At 53.5% G+C, this 24,391-nt stretch carries 22 protein-coding genes; 15 read left to right on the forward strand and 7 right to left on the reverse strand.

The features are described 5' to 3' along the window. The first annotated feature begins 30 nt into the window (after window positions 1-30). On the forward strand, window positions 31-1,101 hold the full coding sequence (locus AC3IX1_RS30145; protein WP_102599491.1) for a toprim domain-containing protein: 1,071 nt from the start codon (window positions 31-33) through the stop codon (window positions 1,099-1,101). 227 nt (window positions 1,102-1,328) lie between these two features. Further along, complete coding sequence (locus tag AC3IX1_RS30150; RefSeq protein WP_256580145.1) at window positions 1,329-1,784, forward strand: YcbK family protein; 456 nt, start codon at window positions 1,329-1,331, stop codon at window positions 1,782-1,784. A gap of 44 nt (window positions 1,785-1,828) precedes the next feature. Here the strand turns inward: AC3IX1_RS30150 and AC3IX1_RS30155 are convergent, their stop codons facing one another. The 4 genes from AC3IX1_RS30155 to AC3IX1_RS30170 form a co-directional block, all read right to left on the reverse strand. Further along, window positions 1,829-2,734 carry a hypothetical protein gene (locus AC3IX1_RS30155; RefSeq protein WP_102599489.1) on the reverse strand — a complete coding sequence of 302 codons (906 nt, stop codon included), beginning with the start codon at window positions 2,732-2,734 and terminating at the stop codon, window positions 1,829-1,831. Window positions 2,735-2,744: 10 nt separating this feature from the next. Then, complete coding sequence (locus tag AC3IX1_RS30160; protein ID WP_102599488.1) at window positions 2,745-4,019, reverse strand: type IV secretory system conjugative DNA transfer family protein; 1,275 nt, start codon at window positions 4,017-4,019, stop codon at window positions 2,745-2,747. Further along, window positions 4,012-5,775: a type IV secretory system conjugative DNA transfer family protein gene (locus AC3IX1_RS30165; RefSeq protein ID WP_102599487.1), complete on the reverse strand. Its 1,764-nt coding sequence runs from the start codon at window positions 5,773-5,775 to the stop codon at window positions 4,012-4,014. The genes AC3IX1_RS30160 and AC3IX1_RS30165 overlap by 8 nt, the downstream gene beginning before the upstream one ends. A 64-nt stretch (window positions 5,776-5,839) precedes the next feature. Further along, on the reverse strand, window positions 5,840-6,748 hold the full coding sequence (locus AC3IX1_RS30170; protein WP_102599486.1) for a hypothetical protein: 909 nt from the start codon (window positions 6,746-6,748) through the stop codon (window positions 5,840-5,842). Between the two features lie 224 nt (window positions 6,749-6,972). Between AC3IX1_RS30170 and AC3IX1_RS30175 the strand changes: the two genes are divergently transcribed. The 13 genes from AC3IX1_RS30175 to AC3IX1_RS30235 all read left to right on the forward strand — a co-directional run bounded on the left by AC3IX1_RS30175 (window position 6,973) and on the right by AC3IX1_RS30235 (window position 21,403). Next, on the forward strand, window positions 6,973-7,584 hold the full coding sequence (locus tag AC3IX1_RS30175; protein WP_102599485.1) for an OmpA family protein: 612 nt from the start codon (window positions 6,973-6,975) through the stop codon (window positions 7,582-7,584). Further along, window positions 7,581-7,865, forward strand: a complete 285-nt coding sequence (gene traL / locus AC3IX1_RS30180) for a type IV conjugative transfer system protein TraL (RefSeq protein WP_102599484.1) — start codon at window positions 7,581-7,583, stop codon at window positions 7,863-7,865. The genes AC3IX1_RS30175 and traL overlap by 4 nt, the downstream gene beginning before the upstream one ends. Before the next feature lie 63 nt (window positions 7,866-7,928). Then, on the forward strand, window positions 7,929-8,561 hold the full coding sequence (locus AC3IX1_RS30185; RefSeq protein ID WP_102599483.1) for a TraE/TraK family type IV conjugative transfer system protein: 633 nt from the start codon (window positions 7,929-7,931) through the stop codon (window positions 8,559-8,561). After that, window positions 8,558-9,403, forward strand: a complete 846-nt coding sequence (locus AC3IX1_RS30190; RefSeq protein WP_102599482.1) for a TraK domain-containing protein — start codon at window positions 8,558-8,560, stop codon at window positions 9,401-9,403. Before AC3IX1_RS30185 ends, AC3IX1_RS30190 begins: the two co-directional genes overlap by 4 nt. Before the next feature lie 2 nt (window positions 9,404-9,405). Next, window positions 9,406-10,608 carry a TraB/VirB10 family protein gene (locus tag AC3IX1_RS30195; protein WP_102599481.1) on the forward strand — a complete coding sequence of 401 codons (1,203 nt, stop codon included), beginning with the start codon at window positions 9,406-9,408 and terminating at the stop codon, window positions 10,606-10,608. Between the two features lie 14 nt (window positions 10,609-10,622). After that, entirely contained in the window at window positions 10,623-11,228 is a 606-nt protein-coding gene (gene traV, locus AC3IX1_RS30200) for a type IV conjugative transfer system lipoprotein TraV (protein WP_102599578.1), read from the forward strand. A 20-nt stretch (window positions 11,229-11,248) separates the two neighbouring features. After that, window positions 11,249-11,587 carry a TraA family conjugative transfer protein gene (gene traA / locus AC3IX1_RS30205; RefSeq protein WP_102599480.1) on the forward strand — a complete coding sequence of 113 codons (339 nt, stop codon included), beginning with the start codon at window positions 11,249-11,251 and terminating at the stop codon, window positions 11,585-11,587. 112 nt (window positions 11,588-11,699) lie between these two features. Next, entirely contained in the window at window positions 11,700-14,132 is a 2,433-nt protein-coding gene (traC, locus tag AC3IX1_RS30210; protein WP_102599479.1) for a type IV secretion system protein TraC, read from the forward strand. A gap of 169 nt (window positions 14,133-14,301) precedes the next feature. Further along, window positions 14,302-14,766, forward strand: coding sequence for a hypothetical protein (locus AC3IX1_RS30215; RefSeq protein WP_102616823.1), 465 nt, complete (start codon window positions 14,302-14,304; stop codon window positions 14,764-14,766). Window positions 14,767-14,768: 2 nt separating this feature from the next. Then, window positions 14,769-15,332: a S26 family signal peptidase gene (locus tag AC3IX1_RS30220; RefSeq protein ID WP_102599477.1), complete on the forward strand. Its 564-nt coding sequence runs from the start codon at window positions 14,769-14,771 to the stop codon at window positions 15,330-15,332. A 49-nt stretch (window positions 15,333-15,381) separates the two neighbouring features. Next, entirely contained in the window at window positions 15,382-16,338 is a 957-nt protein-coding gene (traF, locus tag AC3IX1_RS30225; protein WP_102599476.1) for a conjugal transfer protein TraF, read from the forward strand. After that, window positions 16,328-17,785: a conjugal transfer protein TraH gene (locus AC3IX1_RS30230; protein ID WP_102599475.1), complete on the forward strand. Its 1,458-nt coding sequence runs from the start codon at window positions 16,328-16,330 to the stop codon at window positions 17,783-17,785. Before traF ends, AC3IX1_RS30230 begins: the two co-directional genes overlap by 11 nt. A gap of 15 nt (window positions 17,786-17,800) precedes the next feature. After that, complete coding sequence (locus AC3IX1_RS30235) at window positions 17,801-21,403, forward strand: conjugal transfer protein TraG N-terminal domain-containing protein (RefSeq protein WP_102599474.1); 3,603 nt, start codon at window positions 17,801-17,803, stop codon at window positions 21,401-21,403. Between the two features lie 71 nt (window positions 21,404-21,474). Here AC3IX1_RS30235 and AC3IX1_RS30240 read toward each other — a convergent pair whose 3' ends face one another. The 3 genes from AC3IX1_RS30240 to AC3IX1_RS30250 form a co-directional block, all read right to left on the reverse strand. Then, entirely contained in the window at window positions 21,475-22,098 is a 624-nt protein-coding gene (locus tag AC3IX1_RS30240) for a thiol:disulfide interchange protein DsbA/DsbL (RefSeq protein ID WP_256580144.1), read from the reverse strand. Then, entirely contained in the window at window positions 22,004-23,638 is a 1,635-nt protein-coding gene (locus AC3IX1_RS30245; protein ID WP_102599472.1) for a GspE/PulE family protein, read from the reverse strand. Before AC3IX1_RS30245 ends, AC3IX1_RS30240 begins: the two co-directional genes overlap by 95 nt. Before the next feature lie 282 nt (window positions 23,639-23,920). Continuing rightward, window positions 23,921-24,352: a lytic transglycosylase domain-containing protein gene (locus AC3IX1_RS30250; protein ID WP_102599470.1), complete on the reverse strand. Its 432-nt coding sequence runs from the start codon at window positions 24,350-24,352 to the stop codon at window positions 23,921-23,923. Window positions 24,353-24,391 lie beyond the last annotated feature (39 nt).

Below are 24,391 nucleotides of genomic sequence, written 5' to 3' on the forward strand. Positions count from 1 at the left end.
AGCATCAAGATTTCATCTGGAGAACCAGTAATGGCAGGTAATCAAGACCACTTCAAACGCGATGCCAATGGCAACGTTTACGAAGTCGACTTCAATTATGTCCGTACTCACGTGCCTCTCAACTGGTTCTTCGAGCACATGCTCGATGGAAAACCCAAACCAATGAGCGGTGCCATCCGGTACGGTGTTTGTCCAAACCCAAGCTGCCAGGCTTCGTCCGTTCACTCGGTCAAAGTTTGCGTAAAAGACGACAGCTGGAAGTGCTTCAGTTGTGGGGAGCATGGTGATGTCGTGGAAGCTGCTGCCTTCTACTGGGGTAAAACCCACCGGGAAGCTGGCCTTGAGCTGATGAGGGCCGATATCGACATGCTGAAGCATTACATGCCGCCTAAACCCGAAACTGCGATTCAACGCGACGACAGCGCCTTGGCGCTTGTTCTACAAAAAGTTGCTGAAGCTGCACCGTATCCTTCAAAGCCAGCTTTGGAGTATCTGGGTGGCCGAGGCATATCGGAACGTGTTGCACGTGAGGCTTGCGAGCGAGGCATTCTAATCACCATCCCCAACGACCCATTTCAAGCAAAAGCATTTTTGACTGAAGTGGCGGGACAGGAACTGATGGAAAGAGCGGGACTCTGGAAACCAGATAAAAAGGCGCCAGCCTGTGCATTCAGGCCACTGTGGTTTCGTTCGCAGTCTCACTGCGCAGCGGAATTCAGACTGATGCGTGAACCCAAAGAAGGGGAGAAGAAAGCCATGCGTTACGGTGGCAAGTCTCCATGGATCTGGGAAGGGCAAACACCTGACGAGTTCATGATTGTTGAAGGCCCGATCGACATGCTTTCCGCTGTTGAGATGGGATCAAAAAGAACTATCTTCGCCCTCCCAGGATGCGAAAACTGGGAAGCAAACTGGTTTCAAATGATGGCCGATAGAAACGTGCTCATGGCACTTGACCCTGACAAGCCAGGCTATGCCGCACTGGAAAAACTGATGCCCGTTTTGGCAGCTTTTGAAGCCAAGACAGGAATCTTCAACCCACCCAACAGGGTAGGGGACTTAAACGATCAACTCAAAGCAATGCGAGGACTCTCCAAATAACCCCCTACAGCCCGGCTAACCCCCGGGCTTTTTTGTGCCAACAGTTTAATTCATAACACGTACACATACCATTACACCGCTGGTATCATGATCCCATCACCGCGCTAGGCTCGACCCACGTGAACCGAAGACAGCTACTTCTCTACTCCCTCGGCCTTTTATCCACCGGCATACAACCCGCCTCCGCGAGCACCAGCACGTTCTGGGATCAGCCAAGGCGCCTATGGTTGAAGCGCGAAGTGCGCCGAGGGGTGTGGGAAGAGGTAAACGAGATCTACCACCAAAACGGCCACCTACAGTGGTCCGGTTACGAGCGTGTATGCCGCATTCTGCGTGACGTTCATACCGGTACCGCGGTGCAGATGAGTCATACGCTGTTGGACATCCTCTGCGGGATCCAGGGCTGGTTCGCAATGCACGGGATTCACCTCCCGATCATCGTTACATCCGGTTATCGCAGCGAAAAAACCAACGAGGATGCCGGTGGCGTTCGCGACTCCGCTCACCTGCGTGGCGGGGCTTGTGATCTGTATGTTCAGGGCGTACCGGTGGAGTATCTGAAGCAACTGGCACTGTATCTTCAGGGTGGCGGCGTCGGCGTCTATCCGGATGCAGGCTTCATCCATGTCGACGACGGAAAACTGCGGACCTGGCGGGGAACAGCGAAGAAGGGTAGGGGTTAAAAACGCGGGCCAGACCCCCTCGAGGAGGCCTGGCAATCACAACGTCAAAACATATTCGACCATGACACCTGGTTGGTCGAAGGTCGATTAGGAATTATCGCCATGTCGACCGCTCGCAGGGCAGGGTTACGGCCGGTGAGGTACCAACAGTCATTTTGCTGAGACAGCATGTAGCGATCAGCAAGACGCTCCAGTGCAACGCGGTATTTTTCCGTGCTCTGTCCCTTCGAGGCTTGTACCATCAAATCCTTCGATCGAATTCCCGGCTGATTCCACGCCGCCCGGGCCAGATCGTAGCCTTCATCACCGCTCATGATGTAGATCTCATCAGCAACCGCTTCTGGAACCGGATCAATCAAGAACGGGAACTCCACAGGGAAGACGTACCAGCGGCGCCAGAACTCATAGTGAATACGCAACCTGATAACGTCTTTTCGCGCCCCCAGGACTTCGCAGCATCGGTCGAATGACCACTCACCCAGGGTTGGGCCAAAGACCCATTGAGCCGCCTTCGCGTAGTCGTCAGGCTTCATTTTTTTGGCAAAGAGCGCCTCTACGTTTGCTTTGACGATACGGAACGCCAGCCGCGGAACACCAGCTTCGAAGTCCTCTTCGTCCAGGCGACGCAGGGTCTCTTCTTTTACTGTTCGTCTTTGCGATCCAAGGTTCGGTAGATTATTGAGTGCGGTGAGAGCAAGTTCTTGAGCAAAAGGACGTGGCTCGACCACAGCTTCGTCACCACCCAGAAAATCCACTTGAGCATCGTTGAGGCTGTCGCCAAAATCGAAGGCGTCAAGACCTTCGAAAATATTGGCGCTATCAAAGCTCTCAAGCCAGTTACGAACATCCCCAGGATCAGAAATATCGCTACCATCGCCAGTATGAACTTCAGGTCCGTACTCATAGTCCGCTTCCTCAACCCCGTTGTGCTGCATAGTTAGATCATTCATTCGAGAGCCCTCAAACTGGCACAGTCTGGGTAAATTGGTCCGCCCCAGTCAGGGGGTCGTGGAAGAAGCGCTGAGGGCGGGGCAGCTCGGCCGCTGACCACTTGGTCTCCGATTGTGCTGCACGTGCATCGCCCCATTGCACATGGCTGCCATCTGTCACAGCGACGTATTGCGTGGCACTGAACGCCAACATCCGCTCGGCCATTGCCCCCGTTCCGGCGCCGCCGTCCTGATTCAAAAACTTCAGGTACAACTGTGCAGTGGCCTCGGTGTTAGGTCTGAAAAAAACAAGGCTCCGAGCCCGGCTAAGGCAGACTTCGCGAAGGTCAATCGACTCCCGGCCAAGGTCGTCCAACGAGGGCGACGAGATCCAAACCCTCAGAAACCGTTCGCTTTCAGCCGCCAACAAGCGCTCAACGCATGGGTCGTTACAGCCACCCGCATCGGTGAACACCGCAAGAGCGGGCACTTTTGGAGCCGGCTCACGATCAGCAAGCCGGCCAACTGCGTCAGCCAAGTTCGCGATCACGATTCGACGGAGATTTGAGGCCGCGGCCCCCCGGCCGATGTAGGGAGCGGCAAGGTAGATGACCTTTCCGGATGCGATCGCCTCATGAAGAACCAGATCAGGCTTGTAGCTATTGAATATTTCCCCCATCCGGCCGGTGCCGAGCATGCACATGCTCCCGGCAAGCCCTGAGTACTGCGCTTTCAGCAGGGATGGGCAAATATTGCCCTCAGCATCACGGAAGCTCAGTAGCGCTGCTTCCAGCGCTCGCAACTCCTCGGAACCGGGGTGCGCCTCGCCAATGAAGCCTCCTAGGGCGGCTATGGCGTCGGGCTTCATGACGAACATCCCGAGATCAAGGAACGAGTAGGGGATATTGCCGAGCTGAAGACACGCAATAATCGCCTCCAGCAGCCAGGCCGTGCCGGCGTCGTTCGTGTCGGCTAAGTCGTCCTGGTTAGCGATGAAGTTCATCACCTGGCTGGCGATATTCGCGGGAGAGCTGTAAAGCACAGGGTTGTAGGTGTGGCTGGTTGCAGGTTTGGCAGGGTTGACCACCAACAGATCGGCCTCGCGACCGACCTCATTGCATGCGTTGAGCAAAGTCGCGAGCATTGGCTCTTCAATCGAGGAGCCCAAAACAATCACCGCGCCACCTGCTGAGATCTGTTTGCCCAGCATACCGGCGATCAGCTGTTCCTGACCGGTGCTTCGCTCATCAAGGACGAGCACATGCCCGCCGGTGGCCACGTCTGCCATCGGGTTTTCGTTATTCATCTGCTAGCTCCTTTACGGCTTTGCGACCGCCAGTAGGCTTTCCGCTACCACCGAGGTATTTGTCGCTGTTTTTGAAGTAGTCCGCGCCTTCAACAGGCGCTTTCCGGAAATGGTTGATGCGGATACGGCCAATCTCTTTTTGTAGCTTTTTATCGATGGTGATCATCGGTACCCGGACGTTGAAGATCTGGTCGCCGCCGTACTGGATGATGCATTCGCCTTTGCCGAGAGCCTTCAGGTCGTCGGGGCTGACCTTGTATTCTTCCTGCTCGCGCTCGCCTTCGGAGATGCCGGCGGCGGCGCCTGTGCCGCCCTCCGGTGTCACATTCAGAAGTGGAGTGCTGCTGCTCTCGTTCTGCGTGCCACTGAGCGATTTGGTAATCCCAATTTTCATACCGATCAGGTCGGCGCACTCTACGGCGGTGGCCTGGGTCCCGATCTTGAAAAAAATCTTGGTCCACGTGTTACCGATGATCATCTCCTTGAAGTCAGGTGACACAACATCAAGGTTGGCCAGCGTCTGGGCAGCGGGAAGCAAGGCCATTTGCGCGGATCGACCTTGCTCAAAAGGCCGTGCCAACGAATGAACGGCGTAACTGCCGAGCTCATCCATGAAGTTCAAGTGCGGGGGATTCGGACGCTCCTCTTCCGGCAATGCCTGCACCCAGGAAATCGCTGTTCGGAAGTCCCCGAGAAACATCTTGCCGAAGTTGGACGCTGCTTCGTTCTTACCCATGGTGGGTAGAGCGACGTAGATGATCTTCTTCGCTCGGATGGCTTCGAATAGGTCGATGTCGGGGGTATAGGTGTTCAATACCTCACCGAATTTGCCGGTGCCGAACATGTACATCCGGCCGGCAAGACCACCGAATGTTTCCTTCATCCGTTTAATGTCGACCATGTTTTCGAGGCCCGGCTTGTTCATGCCGCCAACCTTGTATTGTTCGAGGAACAGTGAAAGATTTTTGGTGGCCGGGTTGTGAGGCTGAGATTTCTTCAGGCGGGTCTCGAGCTCCTCGATCGCTTTGTGGTTCATCAGCAGGATCGTGAAATCGATAAAGTTGTAGGCAAGACCCGCAGCTTGAAATGCAGCAACTAACGTCGCGATGCCTTGGTTCGCCGACTGCTTATAGTGGTCTGCACCCGGGTTGTTTTCCGTCGATGGGATGATCGACAAAATCCGTGCAGCGACTTCATCGGGATCGCCCCTGAGAATGGGGTTGTATGAGTTGCTCATATCGGGGTTACCCGGATTGAGAATGAGCAGGTCTTGTTCACGCCCAGCCCAGCAGCAGTACTGATAGATGGTCTGAATGTCTTCGGCATTCATTTTGCCGTCGATAAACGTCAGGCCCCCGCCACGCTGGATCTGCTGGAACATCAACAATTTGCCCAGCACGGTCTTCCCCACACCGGACTGGCCCAGGATAAAACCGTGACGCATCAGGTCTTCATCTGGGATGTGTACCGGACTGCCCGTGTCGGTCGTGTAACCCACCAGCATTCCATCCGGTCGCACCAGATCAGTCGCTGACCTGATGTTGATTTTGGAATCGAGTAGTAGCTGGTCCTTCCAAAACTGGAACAACCTGTTGCCGATGTAGGCACCGCCTGCCGCCCCCAACGCGAGCGGCATGCTGGAGGGGACCGATCCAAAATACGGAGAGGTCAATATCCCACCTGCACCCATTGCACTCAGGGCCAGGGTGTCTAATGACCCTCCGATTTTCGATCGTAAAATCTTTTCCATGCTCATCGAGGACAACCTTTAGCTGCGCATAAAAAAACCCGACCACCAAAAGGTGACCGGGTTGTGGGGGTTATAAAAAAATGCTCTTAGATGCTGCGTTCTCACCGGCCCCAGCCTGAGCTGGTTCCTGCGATGCGTCAGCAATCCGCAGCAATGGCGATTGCAACAGCGTTTGGATCTCCATCTTGGTAAGTGCGGGATCCTGTTGGATCTGTGCACGCACACCCGGAATGTCCTTTACCTGTTGGTTGTTATCTTGAAGCTCTTTAAAACGGGCCTTGTAACTCAGATAACGCTGGGAATAATCCGATCCAGTTGGAGACGGGCCTGATTCGTTCTGCTGCGGCTGAGGGGCACTAGACGTAGGGTTTTCCGTCGATGTCATACCGGTAGCCGGGTTGCCCGCGGCTTCCATTTTTGCCTTTAGGCCAGCGACGTATTTATGGTCGTCGAATTTGCCCATGTAGACATCGGCACTGAACCCCAACAACGAAAGGCATTTTGACGTAGCGTCAGTAATGCTTTTCTTTGCGTGGTCTTCGTCACTCGAGATGGTCCCGTAGGCATCCCGGGAGAGGAAGGTAGTTGCGCCGAACTGCTTGATCGAACCGCGTTTGCCTCCGTAGATGTACCAGAGCTCAAGGTAGACCTTGTGAATGATTTCGCGACCGAGCATGCGGCCGTCTTTATCAAAGCCCAACGGGCCACCCTCAACGTAACTTTCACTGATGAGTTCAGTTCCCCATCCAAGCCCATGTGGCCCAAAAATCTGGGTAGCCCTCATGGCTTGATAGGTCGGTGATACGGCGGTGCCCTGAAAGCCACCTTTGTTGAAAGACTTTGTTAAGTCCGGATGCGTTTCTTGTACCTGGTTCCACACTTCCAGACCGATCGTAGCCGCGGGAGCACCAGGCTCCGATGGCTTGCATTCGTTGCTTGCCGGACCCGCGGTGGATACTGCTTCTGATGTGGATTGCATTTTTAAACTCCTACGACGCTGCAAAGAGTGAATACCTAATGCAGGGGTATGACGCACAGCAGCTAATAAGGTAGGGGCAGGCTCTAGGGAGCTCGCCAAGCAAGATTTGCAATACTTAACACGTCACTATATTTTAGGTATCAAGAGTACCTATTGCAACAAAAAGGCGACTGGCTGTATTATCGCTACGTGTTACGTCGCAATAACAACCAACGAGTATCCCTATGACCACCAAAATCCGAGCCTTTATGGTTGCTTCGCTCGCCCTTGCTGCCAGCACTGCCGGCGCCGTTGACGTGCGCGAAGTAGTGATTCCGGATTCAGTGGGCGTAGCGGTAGAACCTGCACATCAGGCACATGTCCTTGGTGAAGCTATCCGTGATAGCCAGGTCAAGCGCACGCCCACCATCTGGATCGTTACCGAGCCATCGCGTACTCGCGCTCTGATGCCAGAAGAAGAAGCTCGACTGGATGCAATCGACGCGGAGGCAGCCGAAGAAGCGCGACACGTGAGGACCACGCTCTTGTTTGGCTTCAACAAGAGCAGCCCAGGTGAATGGGCAGCTCTCGAGAGCGCGATCGGTGATGCCCTGCGTACAGGCAGTATCGTGAAGCTGGTCGGACATGCGGATGATGTCGGCAGCGATGCCTACAACCAGCGGCTGTCGGAAAATCGAGCAATCTCCGTCGCCCGCTATTTGATCAAGCGCGGCGTTAGCAAAAAGAACATCAAAGTCGCCGGCCGGGGTAAACGGGACCCGGTTTCCATCGTTGACAGTTCGATGAACCGTCGCGTGGAAGTGGATGTTGTTAAAGCTGCGGGGAAAACACTTTGAAAGAGATCGACATCCCGCGCTACGTCGATAGTCAGACGCAACTACTTTTCTGGGAAATCGACGAAGCTGTAATTTTCATTGGCTGCTTAGGTGCAGGTATCGCAATCGGTGGCTGGGCAACAATCGCTTCTCTGATGTGCGGGTGGTACGCAGTCAAGCGCTTCAAGCGGTTCAAAAATGGCGCACTCGACGGCATTTTGCAGCACCTGTGCTACTGGGCCGGGGTCATGCCGCTTAATAAGCACTACCAGGACTCCTCTAAACGAGACTTCTTTCTCTAAGAAGATTTGTTTGATGAATATGCGTACGTGTTATGAATCCGTCTAGGACCCAAGGGTTTAAAAATGAAGCTTAAAAGCCTTATCGGCACGATGGAAGGGCTGTCGTCATTCGCCAAATTGAATGCCTCTGCAAACACTTTTTTAGCCGTGGCGGTGTGCGTTCTGGCAATCAATCAGCTGGGTCAGCATGAAACCACGCGCCTGATCCCGCCTACCCTGGACAAAGAAGTAAAAATCGGCTGGAGCAATGCGGACGAGGAGTATCTGAAGTCCTTCGGCCTGTATGCCTCAGTTTTGATGGGTAACGTCACGCCTAAAAACGTGAACTTCGTTGCCGATTCGGTCAGCGCCTTCGTCGATCCTCAAATCTACCCGGAAGTGCGCAAGAAAATGTTCGTTCTTGCCAACGACCCGGTGTTCAACACCAACGCTGGTTCGGTCACCTGGTCAGCGTCGAAGACCAGCTACGAAAAAGAGACTTCGAAGGTTTTCATCGTCGGAACGATGGAGTCCCGCAGCGCAACCGGTCAAGTCAAACCGGAAGTCGCCGTAGTTGAGTACGTCATGAAAATTAGAGACGGCCGCCCGGTTATTGAGGCGTTCGATACCTACCCCGGCTCCAACCCTAAAACCCTCAAGTGGATCCAAGCACACCCACCCAAGCCCGCAGAACCAATCAAGGAGACGATTCAGTGAAACGCTCAGCCATTGCTCTCATTGCGCTGGTCTCCCTTCAAGCGACGGTTGCTGTTGCTGATGGGATGTCCAACCTCAAACTGCCGCCGGTACCGACGGCCGAGAAACGAAGCAAACCTGTCGAAGCCCAACCTTTGCCGGGCCTTGGCCTTATGCCTGGCAGCAAGGAAGAACTCCGTACAAACGTAGTTCGCGTCGGCTCCGATCGAAATGAAATTGTCTATGTTTCGAGCGTCCTGCCGAACCGTATTTCTACGCCATTCGCAGAACCCCGTTCGGTCGACCAGCAGAAAGATGACGTCGACATCTCGCCGGTTGGTCAATCGCTGTATGTAACCATGAAGCCAACCGGTAAGTCGGTTGCGCTCTACATCACAGGCTCGAATCCGAATGACCCGGTGATTTCGCTGACGCTCGTCCCGAAAGAAATGCCGCCGCAAACGATCGTTCTGCAATTGGACAAGGCCCAGGCTGACACTGGCGGCAAGTCCGAGGCAGACCATGCTCCGGACAGCAACGTTTACACCGACAACATCCGATACATCTTGCGTGAAGCTGCACTCGGCAAAACGCCTGAAGGTTTCAGTGAAGGCCTGCTGCCATCCGCCGCAGCAAATATCGGCAACGTGATTGCGTACCCGAAAGTCCGTTATTCCGGCCCGACGTACGATATCTATCGTTATACGATCCTGGGCACTACCCCAAATGACGTTGATCTGGATGAAGGAACTTTTTATAGCGAGGGAGTACGAGCAGTTTCGTTCTTCCCAACTGCCACTTTAAGAAACGGGAAAACCACCGAAGTTTTCATCGTCTCTGATAAATCGGCAACTGGGGATTAACAATGGCACTTAAAGACAATCTCAATACTTGGTGGCAGGACCTGAACCCGCGTTGGCGTCAAGTAATAGCCATCGGCGGCCTGTTAATAGCGTTAATGTTGGTCGGCTCAGTTCTGGTAGGCGGAAGCAAGCCCTCCGTTCGCAAGAAACTCGAACCACTCAATGAAACGAATTTGATGTTGCCTAAAGGGAACAACAACACGCCAGAACAGCTGTACGCTAAAATTGAAGCACAAGAAAAAGAGACAAAAGCTCTGGCTGCTCAATTACAACAGGAAAAGGACGCCCGTAACGCTGATAAGCTTCGCGAACTGGAAGAGCAACAACGGAATAAAAATGATTCCGTTACCCAAGATGCTTTGGTTGAACTGAAGCGGGTGACTCAACGGCTTGACGATCTCGAAAAACGTGGGCCACCAAGCGGTTCCGCTCCAGCGCTGAATTCCCCGCTTCCAGGTTATGAAGCTTCGGCAGGCACCGGCGTCCCCGCTCCAGAAGTGAAACCGGAAGGCCCGAAGTTACGCGTTACAGGTGATAACCTCCAGAACAAACGAGAAGCACCAAAGCGTGACGAAAAGCCTGTGCCTGCTTTGTCTGCTGGCTCCTTTTTTGAAGCTATTTTGCTGAACGGTATGGACGCTCCAACCAGCGCCACCACACAGAAAAATCCAGTTCCAACAACATTGCGTATCAAAACTGAGGCAATGCTACCCAACAAGTACCGGGTTGATATCAAAGAATGTTTCGTACTTGCTTCGGGTTATGGCTCTCTTTCTAGCGAGCGGGCGATTCTGCGAACCGAGTCTATTTCGTGCGTTCGTAAAGACGGCAAAATCATTGAGTCGAAAGTCGAAGGTTATATCGTCGGTGAAGATGGCCGTGCTGGTATGCGAGGCCGCCTCGTTTCCAAACAGGGGCAAATGATCGCCAAAACCTTAGTTGCTGGTGGATTGTCCGGTTTTGCTCAAGCTATGACGCCTCAAAACGTTCCACAACTTAACCTTAATCCCGGCGGAACAGTTTCAACTCAAACAGCCGATACTTCCAGCATTCTGCAAACCGGTGTAGCAAAAGGCTTCACAACATCTGCAAACGAAGTTGCCAAGTTCTACATGGAAATGGCCCGTGAAATGACTCCTGTCGTAGAAGTCGATGCTGGTCGCAAGGTAACCATTATGTTGGTTAAAGGATTCGAGCTGAAATGAATAAGGGGAATTATATGAAACGTATTGCAATTATCGGGGCATTGTTACCTATCGCATTGCTCAGTGGATGTTCATCGTGGTTGAACACCGCCGGCGACGATGAATTTTCATGCCCGGGCATGCCCCAAGGAATCATCTGCAAATCGCCGATGGCAGTTTATAAATCCACCAATCAAATGCCGGCCCTGACCGACAGTGACATGCCGATTGGTCAGAAAGTACCAAACGTCAAATACGGTAACGATGTGGGAAAGACTGCGAGCTCTGAGCATAGCCTGAAAGCTTCAAACGGTATGCCAGGGCCAAAAGTTGCCGATCTTGCTCGCCCTGTACGCGTGCCTGCACAGGTCATGCGCATTTGGATCGCTCCGTGGATCGATAGCAAAGACGATCTCCACTTTCCGTCGTACCTGTTTACCGAGGTACAACCGCGCACCTGGACATTCGGCAAAGCCGAATTCGCAGGCCAGGGGATGGTTGTGCCTCACCGCGAGCTCGCCGCCGTACCGGCTGTCAACGCCACAGTCCCGGCACGTCAACCCGAGGAAAAACAACCCCAGGATTATGGTCCGGAAACAACGGCCGCAATCCCTGCAACCACCGACATCAACCTGAACTGAACACAACTGGGAGCTTCACTATGAACGTACAAACCACCACTCAAGTCGAAAGCAAACTGGCAGCACCTTTCGCCAAAATCGACAAAAAATCCTTGCTGGTAGTGGCCGTAATCGGCCTGGCCGCCGCTGTAGACGTCACCGCTGGTTCCGACTCGACCTTCACCACGATCGTGACCAATCTGGACGACTGGATGACCGGCTCTCTGGGTAAAGTTTTTGCTCTGGGCGCACTGGGTACCGGTCTGGCGATCGGCGTCGTGAAGCAGTCAGTAATGTCGGTAGTAACCGGCGTTGCCGTTGCCCTGTCCGCAAGTGTGGGCCCGGGTGTTCTGACCAACATCTTCACCGCCACTCTGTAAGTCCATCAAAGGCGCACTGGCCTCCAGTGCGCCTTTTTAACTGGCTCTGCCTGCGGGTTGCCCTCCAGGCCTTCCAAAGCCTACTCAACCACACTCCAAGGCGAACAGTGCTATGGCAGCCTCCAAAGCAACGATTAAAGGTAATCGGACTACCGTCCCTCACGCGAAACTCACAGTTCGGGCGGTCGACACCGACACCAAAGTATTTTTCTGCTCTGATGGAACTGAACACTATCTCGGGGCGTGTTTTGTCTCCGACGCTTTGACCGGTGCAAGTGCGTCGACCGTGGACAAACTGCAATCCGCGTTGAGTATGAGTTTTCCGCCAGGCACATTCATCCAGATCGGCATGCTGGCAAGCCCGGATGTCGGCGAGTACATCGACGCCTACGTCAACAACAAGCCTAACTCCACACCGATCCTGAGAGCCCTGACTAAGCAACACGCGAACTTGATCAGCAGTGGGGTCGATACCCCGTTGGTCCAACGCAGTGGTGTCATGCTCAATCGTCAACGCGTAATTGTCACCGTCAAATTCCCATGCCGTAACGAGCGGCCTGAAGACGTTGATATCGCCAACACGAAAGAAACCGCCGACCGAATCACAGAAGCACTCAAGGCTGCATCGCTGAATTTGTTTCAGTTGGATGCCGTCGCCTACTTGGTGATCATGCGCATCATCACCAAGCTATGGGATGCACCGCGGTCCCACTACGACGAAGCCAAGTTGCTCAAGGACCAAATCTACTACCCGGGTGACTCGATCAACTATGACGACCCTTCCACCATAAAATTCAACGAAGGCGAGCATTACGCTAAAGCGTTGAGCGTGAAATTTTTCCCCCAGCGTACGAGCCTGGCGATCATGAACCATATGATCGGCGACCCTGGTGGCCTCTCCAACCAGATCACCGATCCGTATTACATGGTTCTGACCCTTCACTATCCAGACCAAGTGGTAAAGGTCGACGAAGTCAAAAACACGTCTTCGATCATCAACCACCAGGTATTCGGTCCGACCGCGCACCTCATTCCAGTCCTGGGCTACAAGAAGAAGGGCGTGGATACGCTTGTCCATGAGATCGAAGGCAAAGGAGCCATCGTCGTAGAGGTAAACTTCACCATTTTCTTGTTCTCGCGCAGTCTCGAGCGCCTGAACAAACTGTCATCAGGGCTTCAGGCCTACTACACATCCCTCGCATTTGAGCTCCGGGAAGACCGACGGATCCTCGAGGCCCTGTGGAACAACCTGCTGCCGCTGAACACCACGCGTGAAGGCACGAAGAACCTATTCCGCTTCCACACAATGGGTGTTCGTCATGCTGTGCAGTTTCTGCCAATCCTTGGTGAATGGACCGGTAGCGGAATGAGTGGCGCCATGCTCCTACTCACTCGTCGTGGCCAGCCAGCCCTGATTGACCTGTACGATTCCACAACGAACTTCAGCGGAATCGTCTTTGCTGAGGCCGGTGCCGGCAAGTCCTTCCTTACCCAAAAAATTGTGGCCGACTACCTCGCGTCAGGTGCGAAGGTTTGGGTAATCGACGCGGGCCGCAGTTACCTCAAACTGTGCAAGAGTGTCGGGGGCGAGTTCATCGAGTTTCGTCCTGAATCGGATGTTTGTCTCAACCCATTTACTCACATCGAAGATCTCGAAGAGGAAATGGACATCCTGAAGGCAACCATCGCCAAGATGGCAGCGCCTGAAGACATCCTGGACGATTACCAACTGTCCCGCATCGAGCAGGCGATCCACAGCGTTTACACCAAGTTTGGTAACAGCGCCAATATTCGGGCTGTCGCCGAATGGTTCATCTCGCAGTCCGACGACCCCGAATGCCTGCGCCTTGGCCGCCAGCTGTTCCCGTTCGCTGGCGGTCAGTTCACACGGTGGTTTGAAGGTGAAAACAACCTCGACATGAGCAACGCATTCATCTGCATGGAGCTGAGCGACCTGAAGGGTCGGCCAGCGCTTCAGCAGGTGGTCTTGCTGCAACTGATCTCCCGGATCAACCACGATATGTACAAGTCGCAGATGGGGGAGCGGGGCCGCAAGAAAATCCTGATCGTCGACGAGGCGTGGGAGCTGCTCGATGACCCCATGATGGCGAAAGCTATGATCGCGGCATACCGGAAAGCCCGAAAAGAAGATGGCGCGGTGCTCGTTGTTACTCAATCGATCGGTGACGTTTACGCATCGAAAAACTGCGAAGCCATTGCGGCGAACTCGGCATGGCAGTTCATCCTCCAGCAGAAATCGGAATCCATCGATTCGGCAATCGACAGCAAGCAATTCAAGATCGAAGCGTATGGCCAGCACATGCTGAAGTCCGTCCACACGATGCCCGGTAAGTACAGTGAGATCATGGTGAAACGCAGTGATACCGACTGGGGGATTGTCCGACTCGTGGTGGACCAATTCCACAACGTGATGTTCTCCACCAAAGGGCCTGCTCGAAACGAAATTCTCGACCAGCTTGACCAAGGCGTTGATGCCGTTGATGCCGTGAACAACTTCATTGAGCGTGAGGCGGCGTACGCGTAAACGTTGCTGCCATTCCCCCTTCACACGCTCGATTTGGCCCGGGAATAACCGGGCCTTTTTTTGCCCGCAAATTCGTCTCAGATTCTCACAGGATTATTGTCACGTGTTATGCTTTAATATCTTGCAGCAATACATCCAAATTACATAGCAGCGACCAGAGGCCGCCCAAATGACAGATGCAAAACACCCAACCCCAGACAATTCGAGTGAGCACGTCAACGTGGAGCCTGAGGATATTCGCAGCAAGCCTGAGCCCGCGAAGAATGCAAGCATAGGGCAGGGCGGTGTTTCGTTCCTGACCGCAGCCGTCATCGCCATGGCCTTTTCCGCTTTCAGCAGCTTTCTGTCCTACCACTACGCCACTGTGAACCAGCCGGCTTCCGCGCAAATTGTTCTGGTGGATGGCTCCAAGCTCGCCAACGCCCAGATGAAGCAAACGCTGGACAAGCCAGGCATGACTCCCGAGCAAGCACAAGCTGATGGCCTCGCGTTCGTAAATGAGCTGCAAGACGCCCTGAAGCCATACAGCGAAGCTGGAGTACTGGTCGTCAATTCGTCGGTGGTGATGAATATTCCTGATGGTCTCAACATCACGAAACAGGTAGCTCAACGACTGGGCCTGACCCTGGAGTGATCATGAAAGGAAAAACTTTCAGAGCACGTCTGACGGCGCCCTTTGTGCTGCTGCGCAATGACAAGCCACGCCTACTGTTTCTGCGCAATTCACTGATCGGCATCACCGTCACATTCATCGTCGCTATCGCGAGTGTCACTGCCTTTCGCCAGGATTACCGCATCGGCGTAGATCTCGCTTCCGTTCGGTGCCTGCCGTGGCGGCTGTACTTCATCACTTACGGCCTACCGCAAGACCTGAAGATTGGTGATTACGTCGCGTTTGTGCCAGTAGGCGGGCTGATGGGGACCCATTTTGAGGGCAAAACAGTCGGCAAAATGATCGCAGGTCTCCCGGGTGACAAGCTCGTAGTCAAAGGCAACATCGCGTACATCGGTGGGCGCCTGATCGGTGAGCTGGACCTGACAGATAAACTCGGAAAGAAACCGGGCGACTTTGATCGGGTTGAGGTTGTGCCACCCGGAAAGGTATTGGTGGTCGGCACTGAACCACGCAGCTATGACGGGCGGTATTGGGGCTTCCTGGATCAAAAGCTAATTATCGGCAGGGTAGGGCCAATAATCTGATGATTAAGCTCTATGAACCGTGTATGCGTACGCGTATAGGATTAAAACAATGAAGCTAGTATTAGCCATGCTGCTAGGTGCAACGGCCCTCGGGGCCGTCAACGCTCACGCCAGCGAAGAACCCACCCGCTTCATTGAAAGGAAATCTGAAGGCTGGTTCTTCTACAAAGATCCGAAAGAGCTGCCTCCTCCACCGCCGCCGATTATTCTCCCTCCCAAACCGGTAGAGACAGCAAAAAAAGCCCCGGAGAAGGACCAGCAGGAGCCGTTTTCGGTTTCATGGCTACGTGAAAACATGCCAAAACTGCTCGACGCAGCAATCGACGACCCAACGAAAGAAAACGTTGAGGCCTACATGTACGCCCAGCGCGTGGCGATGGATAAATCCCAGCGCTATGCGGAAATGACGACTCGCGTGGTCGCAGCAGATCCGTTCCTCGACGAAAACAACCGAGTTCCAATCGCGACGTACACCAAACCGTTTTTCCTGAGGAACGCTCAAGCAGGTATATCGGACGCCCTGAAGCATGTGGCAAAAGTGGGCGGCCTATGGGTCTTTTTCGATTCGAAATGTAGCTTCTGCCAGCCCCAGGTTAATACCGTGCAAGAGATTGCAAAGCAGTACGGGTTCGTTACTAAGTTCATTTCCATGGACGGTAAAACACTCCCGAACGTACCTGAGTTTGTTGCCAACAGTGGTCAAGCCAGCATTTTGAACCTTCGCATAACGCCTACAACTGTTCTGGTAGTTCCTCCCAATAATTACTTCATCGTGTCTCAAGGCATGATGGCGCAAGACCAACTTGCCGAGCGAATTATCGCCGCAGCCGACAGCAACGATCTTCTGCCAAAAGACATTGCTCTGAAGATTCACACTTATGACCGCGGTGTATTAACGAACGAAGATACGAAACAGGGTGCGAGTAACGATCCGAAAAAGTGGGTTCAGTATCTGAAAAACAAACTGGAAGGGCGTTACGAAGGAGATAGCAACCATGCACAGTAAATTTAAGCGCTTTATAGCGTTAGTTGTGACTACGGTCATGATTACCGCGTCGCTGCCTGCCTCCGCGGGCTTACAAGATGCTCTTGACGGCATGTTCCTGTCAAACAGCACTGCCCCGGGCGGCTTTGCCAGTCAAAGTCGCGGTGGCTTCGTAGCCGGTGGCGCCGCATTGCGCAGCCCGGTACGGAACATCAATCTGGTGGCGTTCGACCCACCCCGGTTATCTGCCGGCTGCGGCGGTATCGATTTATTTGGTGGTTCGTTCTCATTTATCAATGCTGACCAGTTGGTAGCTTTGTTTCGCCAGATCGCTGCTAACGCCGTCGGGGTCGCATTCAAAGCCGCGATTGATGCAATTAACCCGGCGCTCGGCAAATTAATGCAGGATTTCCAAAACAAACTGCAAGCCCTCAACCAGATGATGAAGAACACTTGCGCAGTCGCAAACTCCATCGTCAAGTCATTTACGGACCCATCAGCTCGTAAAGAAATGGCCGACACAGCTTCCACCGCGGCCCAGACCGCGAAAGGCGCATTCTCGGACTTGTTCTCGGGATTCACCGATCTGTTCAGCTCTCCCAACACTAACAACGACAAATCAACCAATGATGGCAGTTGCGAGGAGTGCGGTAACCCAGTTTGGAAGGCCCTGACGGACACAAGCGCCGGTCAATACCTGGGCAACCCTGACACGGGTGAAGCCAATGCGAATCGTGCCAACGAAGTTGTCATGAGCATGATCGGCGCCGTCATCATGACAAGCCCCGATACTGCCGCCGGAAACAACCCTGACGGCTCTCCAAAGGTGAAAGTAGGGCAAATTTTCAGTCCAACGTTGACCTTGATGAACTTCAAAAATGGCTCCGCCGGCAACAGCACACCACTCAAGGTTTTGCACTGTAACAATGGGTACGGCCGTAATCAGTGCTCTTCGATCGACCCAAATAATGCATTGAGCTTCGATGGCACGCTCGGCTACACCAACAAAATGCTTTTTGGCTATACCCAGGGCGCGACAACTGGCACTACCTCGGACTCGATTGTTGGCAAGCTCACATACTGCCAGGCAGGTTCCTGCGGTTTCACCGCGGCCCAAATTGGCTTTATTAACGCTATCCAAACCCCTGTACTGGCTCTTATCAAGCAAGTCCAGCAGTCTCCAGGTGCGATTCAGTCCATTGCCGAACAACTTGCACCGCTGATTGCCAACGAACTCGCCGTTAAATACGGTGAAGCTGCTATTTATGCTGCCAACCAGTCTTTTAACGGGGTGCGCGGCATGAAACCTGACTTCGTGGAGCCGAACATTCGTAAATTGACTGTTGAACTGGCCGAAATCCGAGCCGAGCATGAAAAGTTGCAACCCAAGATTGTGGCTGCCAAAGAGCTCGTCAAAATTATCCTTTCAAGCAACCCGGCTGTGTTTGTAAAGCCCGGTCGTATCTAATTAAGGTGACGAGATATGGATTTTACGATTTACGTACTCGGTGATGTAAGCTCTTTTTACTCAACGATTAATGGCCTCGCCATGATCTTCAGATCAGGCGGCTTCATGAATGGTGTTTATCTGGTCGGCGGTTTTGTCGCCCTGATGTCCGGAATCATGTTCATGATTCAGAAGGGCGGTGGTGAACAGTTCATCCCTGCTAACGGTCCGATTGGTGGACTATTTGGGTTTGGTATGGTGGTCGCATGTTGCTCCATACAGGCTTCGGTAACCATTGAGGATATTTACACCGGGAATATCGCAAAGGTTGACCATGTTCCACTGATTATCGCTGCACCGGCAAGCTTGTTCACAACTGCGTCGTACAGCATATTCGACAAAGTCAATACAGCCTTCCAAAGTACCAGCGGTAGTTACATGGGCGTTAGCCAAAATGGCTTTATCACTCCGTTGAAGCTTTTAATGACGTTGCGCAAAGGCGTGGAAAATGTGGACCCTTATCTGGTCTCCAGCTTGAAGCAATTCATCATTGATTGTGTTCCAGGGTCAACGACGTTCAATATGAACAACTTCCAAGCCAGCCCGGACATGGTCAATTATGTCTTGTCATATTCAAGGCCAAATGGACTTACCACCTATTGGGATAACCTCAATGCGGCAGGAACATCCATGGCTTGCCAAGATGCTAGCGCCAAGATCAACACCGTCGTCTCTGCATTCCCGGCCAGCGCCAACTTGAAGAAGCTGATTAACGCTGGCATGAAAGACAAAAACCCCATGGGTGGCGCCTACACTACTACCAACGTGGACGACGCAATCACCAATTTGGTCCCAACCCTTTGGTCGGCGGCGCAAAGCTCTGATCAATTCATGACGAACGCGTTGTTTTTCAACTCGGTCTGGGGTACTTACAACTGCCTCGATAGCGTCCAGGATCAGAACAGTTTTAACTTGTGCATGGTTTCACTGACTCAACAAGATGAACAGTTCCGCTCTGATGCGGCGGCGTCTGGTAGCTTCTTTGCCAAGATCATGATGCCGACCATGATTTTCTTGCAACTGTTGTTCTTTGGTTTCGCGCCAATTGTGATCATCTACGGCCTGTTCAAAGGGGCCGGCGCGCTCATGGCGTATGTCAAATACCTAGGGTTCGGTGTTTGGACCTCCTCATGGTTACCGTTCTCCGCCGTTATTCAGATGTACATCCAGAATGACGTCGCCGACAAACTGGCGCAATTCACAGAGAAGGGGCTCGTACCCAGCAATTTACAGGCAGTCTATTACGATGTGCTGGCTACTCGACTAGGCATTGCGTCGGACATGCTGGCTGCAACCCCATTAATTTCTGCCGCCATGCTCGGCGTGACGGGTTACGGGATGGTGTCCTTGGCCAGCCGCTGGTCTGGTCGAGATCACAACGATGAAAAGCTCCAGTCACCTGACATTCTGAAGAACGGTGCGCATGTCGATGTTGCCTCGCGAAATCAATACAGCGCTGAAAATAAGGGCTCCGCAAAATCTGGTCTCGCCCAGGCTGACGCTGCGTGGAATAAGGCCGAACTCAAACAAACTCTCGGAACGTCGACTCAGAGCGCAATGGGTGAGGACCATACAAAACGCTCAGAATCCGCATCCGCAGTTGAAGCGAGTATGCGCCAGGTCATGTCCTATAAATCAGGGGATTCCTGGTCGAACTCACAAATGCAATCGTTGGAGCAATCCCACACCAGCATGACCCAGCAGGCTATGAAAATGGGCGATAAAATTGCCGATTCGCTTGGCATGACAGGCAACCAACGTGATTCTTTTAAGCAAAACTTTAATGCTGAGGTTGGCTTCCGAGGCATTTTTGGTGGCGTAAGTGCCGGCGTTGCATCCTCCACAGGTAAGGAAATGTCGAAAGACCAAGCGACGAAAATTAGCTCTGAGTTTGGTACTGAGATTGCAAAAAACGAAAGTGATATGAAAGGCTGGAAAGCGGCGGCATCCTCGGCGTTTGCTCATAGCACTGGCAGGGAAGCTGCGAGCGAAAATGGCCTGAGCCGTCGTCTCAGTTCCACAACAGCAGATACACAGTCTTCCTTCCAGCGCTTCCAAAAGGCGACCTCTGCTGAAGCAAGTGTCAGTTCGGGCGTACAAATTAGTGAAGATACAACGGGTGGTAACCTGATCCGCTCGCCAGAAGCAATGCAAGCTCTCAACAGCGCCATTTCGAACCTCGACAGCACTCAACGCGAAGCATTCAACAAAAAATTCCCAGAACTTGAAACCCGTTATGGGCAACGCTCCATCGGAATGCAGGGCAAACGCGAAGCGGCCCAGCTGTGGGCGCTAAATTCTGTCGACAATACAGCGTTTGCGAACGTCGTATCGGCCATGCAAAGCGGATCTATCAGCGGTCCAACCGACGGAAATGCCGCACGAGCCCAAGGCGTCGGCCAACGCGCACAGCAGGTATCCGACAATCCTGGCGGCAATGTCGCAAATGCAAGTGTCGGCACACCGTCGACTAACGTTCCGGGCGTAAACGCCGATCAGGTTGGGCCAACCGGCGCCCCACAGAAGCAGACACTCGATAAGCTCTCAAGTGGCTTGGATGAATGGAAGCGTTATGAAGATCGCGAGACGTATGTAAGTTCCCAAATGCCGGCTGGTGTTGAGAACGCCAAGGATATGGTCCGGGGCGCTAAACGTCAGGTTGCCAATGGAGACACATCGATCTCGGCTGAAACCATGACTGGCGTAATGTCGTCGAAGCCGATCGCCAATACCGTGACCGCCGTAGGCAATAAAGAGCAACAATGGGAAGCGGAAAATCCCAAGACGGCAGTAGCAGCTAACGTTGCAACCCTTGCGATCCCAGGACTAGGGTGGGGTGGAGCGGCTACACGGGGGGTTATGTTCGCCAGGGCTGGAGCAACTGCGTATAAGGCCGAGAAGGCGCTTAGAGTGGCTGAAGCAGGTGCAGAGGTTGCTCACGCCGGTAGGGTGGCGAATGCCGCCGGGCATGAAATACCCGCGGTCCTTCGCTCGCAAGGGCAAGCATCCCGTATCGTTAACGCTGAGCACGTCGCAGAAGCCTCCGAAACCGCAAAATCGGCTGGCAAAGCTTTAGCGTCCGCGGGCCGAGAAGCGAAGGACGCCACCAAACTCGCGGCTAAAACATCGGTTGAACCTGCCTTTATGATTACCGCTGATCATATGGCGGATACCCACAGAGCAGAGACCAGCGCCAATTCAGGTGCTGAGGCACCATTGAATCCTGGTTCCGTTCTACATTCGATGCACCAAGAGTCGAATCATGGCCAATCACAACAGCCTCTGATGATGCCCATGTCGCCGGCGCCGGCGGCCGATCCACTTGCGCCACTCGGCGGTCATTCAGGCGATTTGCGAGCGGTAGGAGGTGGGAATGAAAGCACGTTTGGTGATGGGCTCATGGGCGCAACAGGTGCGGACTCGGGCTCCCCGTTCGGTTCCAACGAAGGTCAACGACCAGCACCTCGCGTGAACCACAACCCAACCCCGGATGAAGGCACCAGCAGTTCCACGCCGGCACCAGGCGGTCGCGGTGGTGATACCAAGGATTCAGGACCAGGTGTCCGCGGTTCCCGGTAAACAACACGAGGCACAAAAAAGCCCTGCTGAAGCAGGGCTTTTTTATTGCTGTCGTCTCCCGCCCCAATGCATCAGCGGTTTTGAATCACCTTACTCACCATCCCGTTGGCAAGCTGGATAAACATCCCGTTATCCCCGCCGGCGGTATCATCTGGATTAATCACGTAACGCCCACCGATCGCCAACGAAGGGGTCGCATCAACGCCGTACGTCAGCAGCTTCGCGAATGCGCTCTCGAGGCGGGCCTGCGTGACCTTTGCCCACGCCTTTTCAAACCCCTGTACCTTCGCCGCGGCTACTGCCTTTGCCCAGGTCTGGGGATTTTCCATTTCCATACCGCCCTCATGGATTTGAGCGTAGGCGGCCGACATGAACGCCGCCAAACGAGCGGGATCGGCATCCTGAACTGCGTAGAATGCCCGCGCAGCCATGTAGTTTCCCTTGTCGGGTACAGCCACGGGAATGAACTCAACACTCCACCCATCAGGCATGGTTTGTGACCAGCGCCTCAGCATCTGGTCGTAGCTTGCACAAACCGGACAACTGAATGAGAAGAACACGATGACCTTGCGGGCATCTTGGTTCTGCACGGTGACTTCTCTATACGGCAACGACGGCCCCGGCTCCTGAGCCATCGTGAACAGGGGCGACATCAGCGACGTAACGACGGCCATCCGAGCGATAAACTTCTTCATCCAATTTTTCCTGTGTGATGAGCTTCAGCTCAATGACCAAATCGAAAAGTGATTCCTGATGACGCTCCGTGCGCCAATTCCGAACCGCCGATTGCACCTCGCCATAGGGCAAAAGCCTACGTGCCGCCAGTTCATTTAAGAAATCAACAGCGCCTTCGGTATAGCCCATTGCCCTGGCCACTTGTTCCTGGGTAACCAACCCTTGATCAACCAGGATTTGCCCAACCTTGCGGATCTTGCCTTCTACCAACAGGGCAAGCTGCGATTCAGCAGCCTCATTCACTTCGGCAAAACTGACTAACCCTTGCGAGAGGAGGACATCTCCTATCCGTCGGACACTGGGGGCTACTGAGTCGTCCTTGATCAGCCGCTGAACAAGCTCCATCGTCGTGGCGCCTGCGGAAACCATTCGAATCCCGGCCTGCCCCAAGGTATCGAATTGAGGTTGACGTGTAGCGGCATTGAGCACCCCCATCTCACCGCCGTTGCTGAGAATTGCCGCACGAACGTGCTTGTCGGACTTGATCATCTCAATGATCGGTCGTTTGCCAGAGAATGACTCTTTAGCCGTCGCACGCGGCACTTGCCCCTGGATCAGCGGTAAACCGTTGGACTTCAACCAATACGCTTCAGCGTCTGTTACATCAGTCCACTGGTGCTGTACGTCGTTGTTGAGGGTTTGAACCAGGCGCTGAGCGATCACGCCAAGAAGTGTTGAAGCCAGAGCCTGCTTGTCGACTCCAAAATCGAGAAGCCGAGGAATAGCTTGCGCCGCGTTGTTGGTGTGCAATGTCGCCAGAACAAGGTGCCCCGTATTCGCGGCTTGCATCGCGATTTCGGCAGTTTCGGCGTCACGAATTTCACCCACCAGAATCACATCAGGGTCTTGTCGCAGCAAGGCACGAAGCCCAAGGGGAAATGTGATGTAAGGGGTTACGTTAACCTGAACGAACTGTGGGATTACATATTCAACAGGGTTCTCAAGGGTGCAGATGTTCAACGTCCCATCATTCAGTTCGTTGAGTGCAGCGTACAGCGTCGTGGTCTTCCCTGAACCAGTAGGGCCGGTGACTAAAATAAGCCCTTGTGGTTCTTTCAGCATTTCCAAGAAGTGGTGCTTCACCAGCACCGGCATGTGAATATCGTTCAACGTCATGCTGGCGTTCGACTGGTCCAGCAACCGGCACACGATTTTCTGCCCCCCGTGAACAGGCAGAACGTTCACACGGACATCAATCGCACGATCCGGATACTGAAGTGACATGCGACCATCAATGGTTGCATGCCGTTGTGAGAGGTCCATGTTGGCGCGAGCGCGGATCTTGTCATCGAGCATTCTGCCAAGGCTGGCACTGATGGTTTCGACGTGCTGCATGAAATCACCGATTCGCATTTGTATAACAACGCGATCACTGAACCATTGCATGTGAATGTCAGGTGCTTTTAACTTTGCCGCTGTTTCAAACAACGTATTCAGATAGTCGGCGCCAACCTTATCGTGAGGCCCACTGTAAATAAATAACGGGGGTTCTTTAATCATTTTAACCTCCTACCATTAATTAGGCTTTACAGTTCAAGGTTGGTCCGTAAAACAAACGCGAGATGAAACTTTGAGTTGCTGCATCAGCGTCTAAACTCCATGATAGGAGGTCGATTCTGGCATCAGTACTAAGGTAGTTTCTCCCTGCCCACCTAACGCCATCAAAGGCGACCCGCACAGGTAAAGCCCCGCGCTCAACGCGCTCGCACGGGGCTTCCGGGGCAATGGTGTAAAGGATCCACCCGGCTAACATCAGGGAAAAACAACCGCTTAACATCTGCTTCATAAAGAGCGTCCGTAATTGTTCATGATTTTTTGAATATATATGCGCTGACTTTCTACGTATGGGCTGTTATACGCACCAACAGCTTTCCAAGTGTGGCCATACGTCACGATGTTTTTTGCAATTATCCAAGCAGCGACGTTAACGCTGACGCAGCCGTTCAGTAGATCCTTCTCACCAATTCCATAACTGGCCAGCTTCGGCAGCCACCAGGAATTGATCTGCATTAACCCGATGTCCCTTGAGCCATCCGAGTTCGAGGTGTTGATGATGTCGGCCTTTCCAGAAACGTTTTCCGTAACCTGGATGCTGCGCAGCAGACTTTCGCTGACCTTGTAGCGAGCAGCGGCCTCAGCGAAGCAGGTCGCATCAGCGCTACCGGGCCCGACCACAAAGGCTACAAGCAGTGATAAGAGGGATAGTCTTTTCATGCCGCAAAGAATACATTACGCGTACCAATAAACAAGGTG

It is taken from the genome of Pseudomonas sp. KH_046_2, assembly GCF_057838985.1.